We start from the raw sequence: 4,792 nt of genomic DNA on the forward strand, positions 1-4,792 counted from the left end.
ACTTTGGACCAAATTCTTTACCAATATTAGCATGCCCGCCAGGTAAAAGTTCCAGGTATATATTATCGGTATAACTAATCATATTTTTAATTAGCGGAAGCAAATGATCATTTAGATGGCTATCCTTACAACCGCAATAAAAGTAAAACTTTTGATTTGACGTAGGAGTTTCATCTATTATCAAGTTGTCTATTATTTTCCTTTTATCTTCAGTTATTTCCCCACAAATTCCTTCTAATAAATACTCCCTTGAATATTTACTAAAATATTTTGATAAAAATACCTGGGGTGCAGCAGCAATGATATGCCCATAATGATATTTCATACCGAAATAGATACTACTAAAGCCCCCCTTTGAACTTCCTCCCAAAATTACATTTTCATGGGAAATATTATATTTTTCCTGAACCGTTCCAATTAAATCTTTTACAGACTTCTCTACCAAGAAATCCATATTTTCTCCTAAATACCAACAGCCCTTTGATTCATATCCATAATTATCCAGTATAAATAATTTATTACAGTCAATATCGCTTAGAAATCTCCTATAACTGTACAAAGGCCTATTTTCATCATGGCCTGAAAATACAACTAACAGGTAATCCCTATACTCTTTTCCCTCTTGCAGAATATAAGTTATATCTTTAAGTGAATCTTTGTAGACGTACTCATTTTCTAATTTCGGCTTTTCTCCCTCAAATAATAATGATACTGATTGTTTTGACTCAATAAATTTATTACTTTTTAGGAAGCATCTAAGGCTATATTTTCCTTTTTCCTTTAAGTCAAATTTAATTTCATTTTGATTAGAATACATGATCTTTTCAATTGTATGCCCGTCTTTTCGAATATAAAAGGCATATAAATAATCCTTACTTTGTTCCACTGGTAAAACCTTCGCACGTAGTTGACCATTAATTATCTTGGCATCTATATTAAAATCTAAGTTCTGAATTGTTTTTGGTTCATTGTATAAAATAATTTCAGTAGTAATTTTAACATTATTTCCAGTTAAGGATAATTCAACAAAATAATTTTGTTGTTTCTCCCTCATCTTTGGAAAATGCCATCCTTTGATTATCGGGGAGACTTGTCCAATTTGTTGATTAAAAACGAAATTAGAATCAGAAGAAAATATTATTTCGCCTATATAACTATCTGTTTTCTTTATGAAATACTTTCCACTCTTCTCCTCAATTACTATATTGGGAGCCATATGCCAAAATAATGAATAATTATGCTCGCTAGTTGATATAATTTCGTCGTTAACAATAATATGATTTTCTTTTTTATTATATTTGAGCTTTCTTCGATGAATTACATCTTCATATCTTCCATTTTCCCCTTCAACTTCACAATAGTCAGGTTCTATTGAAGAATTTATGATGTTAACTTTATCAAATTTATTATCAACCCTTGGTAAGGATTGATTATCTACAACTAGTGAATTATGGGCAAATTGCGAATACCCATATTCAGTATAAGGATCCTTATATTCATAACCATTAGGGCCAGCCTCTACAAAAATATCCCCATCCTTATGAATTAATACTGATAAATCATCTGAATGCTTGTGGTAATTGCTGTTATAAGCCGCATTAAAAAGAATATAAGTCGCTTTTTTCTTTTTTAACCAGTCATCTCTAAAAATTGCATACCCTGCTTCTTTAAATACGATATCATTTTCCTTTGGTACTATTCCCATGTCTCCTGCTGATATAGCGTATTTAAATTCCGGATCATCATATAAATCTTTAAACACTAAATCCTTTACTTGCAGAGCTGCATTATCACCAATCTGAGGAATTTTTCCATCAGGTTTTATTATTTGATAACCGAAAGTATTTGTAATCAAGTATTTATTATACAAATACCTTGAAAGTGTTTTATTATAATTTTTAAATGCAATTGAATATCTTAATAACTGCAATGAAATTGTATAATGATAAGCGGGAGTTTGTTCTTTATGCACTCCTTCAGATGTATAGACAAAGTCGAAGTATTCCATAAGACGTGAAATGGCTTTATCTCTCCATGGAATAAAGCTTTCGTCTTTTTCAAATACATAGGTAAAGAGAAGAAGAGCTAAGTCAACAAACATACCATGATTAGTATTTTTATCATGAAACTTTTCTCCTGCAAGTAACTCAGCGGTAAGCAGAATAGACCTTTCTAACTTTGACTTCTTTTTTTCTTCAAAAATATCATAACCAACAATATATAAACGAAGCCAAAAGGTTAATCTTTTTGCAATGGTCTCATCGTGGTAAGCTGTTCTATTTTCAATATTCCCCTCAAATACCGAAGACCACTCCTCATACAAAGAAAAAGCTTTGTTTAAAAAACTTACTTCCCCACTTTTCTCGTATGCACTTATTAAATCGCCCATAAAGAAATGAGAATGAAACCATCTATTGAATGTTCTTCCTCTTTGATCATTCCAATTTACCCCATCCTGGAAATCTACTTTACCAAAAGAGGTGACATTAAAAATATTATGGTCTACAATTTCATTTGCAGTTTTAATAAAATCTTTATTCGTATGCTTTGGGAAAACAATATCAAAATCTTTGTATATTGCTAATAACTTTTCTTTTTGATTAGCATAACTCATAAAAATACCCCTCAATTAAAATATATACCTGTTCGTTTTTATATTTTGGAGAAATTTCATATTATATTATAGAATGTCTTTTAAATATAAAAACTTTGCGAAGAATAGTACATTCTTCGCATTATTTTTAAATATTATAAAATTACTTTTGAATAAGTTCTAATAGATCATTTGCAATCTTTTCAATACCATAGTGCTCACGGATATAGGCTTTTAATGAGTCATTTCCAACGCTATTCTTATAATCCAAAACATGTTTTACAGCATCATCAACATTTGATACAATCCATTTTTTCTCATAGATTGCTTTAGAACCACTCCAATTAAAAATAATTGGAACCGAACCAGAAGCCATACCCTCTGCTGGTGCTAAATGAAATGTTTCATAATCACTGGTTGATAAAATGAATCCTATCTTTTGGAACCAGATAGCCATATCATTACCATGCCCATCAAAGATGACATTACCCTTCCATGGACTTTCATCAATTCGTTTATAAAGGTTGTTATAGTACTCGGTTTCTTCCCCTTTTTTCATAGTCCACCATTTATATTCCTCTGGCCTTTTTCCTTTAATATACAGTTTATATCTATTGTCTCTTTCCCATAACTTTTCGAAAATATCGATCGCTCTATCTAACCGCTTTAACTGTGGAGAAATCCCAGCAATCCCTAGATTATATTCAGCTCCTGGGAGCTTGGGCTTGTCAAAGGACTTGCTATCCACATAATTATAGATGATTTTCATTTTATCTCTTGGTGTATCAATAATTCGACTGAACTCCTCATAGATAAATGGTGATATAGCAACAAAATTATCAATATTATCATAATTGAATAGTGGAGGGAATTTAGTCTTTCGTTCCTGCCCATGCATTCTTACAAACAGTTTTTGGTACCTTTTCTTGTTATTTGAATACCAAACGGCATTTCCTAAACCCCATTCACACAGTATAATATCTGCCCATTCTATACATTCATTTGATAATTTTTCGTCATGTGAATTATGGTTACTCCAATGATCAATTTTGATTTCGAGATCTTTATTTTCAGTAAGATAGGTTAACATACTATTTATAAACTTTAAATCATGGCCAGCCACTGCTACCCTAATTTTATTCCGTTTTAATGACCACCAAGTTTGATGCAAACTTTTTGCTCTTTCAGAGAAAGTGAATTGTTGTGCAGCATAATAACATCTTTCTGCTGTAAAACTATATAAATCAGAGTTCTCAAAAATCATCAGAATCTTCGAAATAAATTCTTCCTCAGTTTCTACAAAAAGCGGGTAGTCACTCCCTAATAATTTTTCATGTAAAATTGTTCTTCTTAGAAGAACAGGTTTACCAGCTAAGCAATACTCTAAAACCTTTGTAGACAGTTCTACACTATCATCATTGTCCACATTAGAGCTTCTCCAAGCAATCCCTAAATCACTTTTTTGAATTAGTTTATTCGACTCCTCACGGCTAACTCCCTTGATCCAATTAATTTTGTTGTTACTCTTTAATTCCTGAGTAATCTGATCTTTTTCTTGCACAAGTTCCCCTTGGAATTTATTACCAACAAAAGTTAATGTTATTTCATCATTTATATCATTGATCTTTTTAAATGCATCAATGATTTCTTTTGTATACCAATCCTTTGCAAACTTTCCACTATAAATAAGAGTGTTACCCTTATTAACGAGTGATTGGTTCTCAATTTCATAATCTGGTATCATCGGTGATAAAATTCTAAACTTATTTACCTGTTTAGGTTCAATAATATTCATTAAACAATTTTGTGCTTCTTCAGTTTGAGCAAACATATATTTTGAGTTTTCATAAATATAACTAAGCTGGTTGACCTCGTTTGGCTCAATGCTTTCTTTATCATGATTAAAATTTGTTACATAACTTAAAATTTTATTTTTTAATGTATTCCTGCTTGCTGCTTCCAAACATAATTCTAGTCCTCTGAGAATTATGCCATCATAGTTTTTTTCATTATTTAATTTCTCTAGAATATCAACGGCTTCATTAACTGCCAATCTTGGAGATTGAATTCCATATGTCACAAAAGGATTAATAACATTAACACTAGCCAACTTTTCAATTGCAGAAAAGTTCTCATTATTTTTTATCGGCGCCTTAATAACATAATCAATTTCAATATTTTCTTCTATTGATAGTACAC

At 30.9% G+C, this 4,792-nt stretch carries 2 protein-coding genes; both read right to left on the reverse strand.

Translation table 11 applies throughout. From position 1 onward, the window contains the following. On the reverse strand, positions 1-2,614 hold a 2,614-nt coding region (locus V7266_RS30480; RefSeq protein ID WP_335473016.1), incomplete at its 3' end, for a heparinase II/III domain-containing protein. Between the two features lie 142 nt (positions 2,615-2,756). After that, positions 2,757-4,792, reverse strand: a 2,036-nt coding sequence (locus V7266_RS30485; RefSeq protein WP_335473017.1) for a glycosyltransferase, incomplete at its 5' end; no start/stop codon positions are given.

Origin of the sequence: Neobacillus drentensis, from assembly GCF_036965645.1 — a bacterium.
Classification (GTDB): domain Bacteria; phylum Bacillota; class Bacilli; order Bacillales; family Cytobacillaceae; genus Neobacillus; species Neobacillus drentensis_D.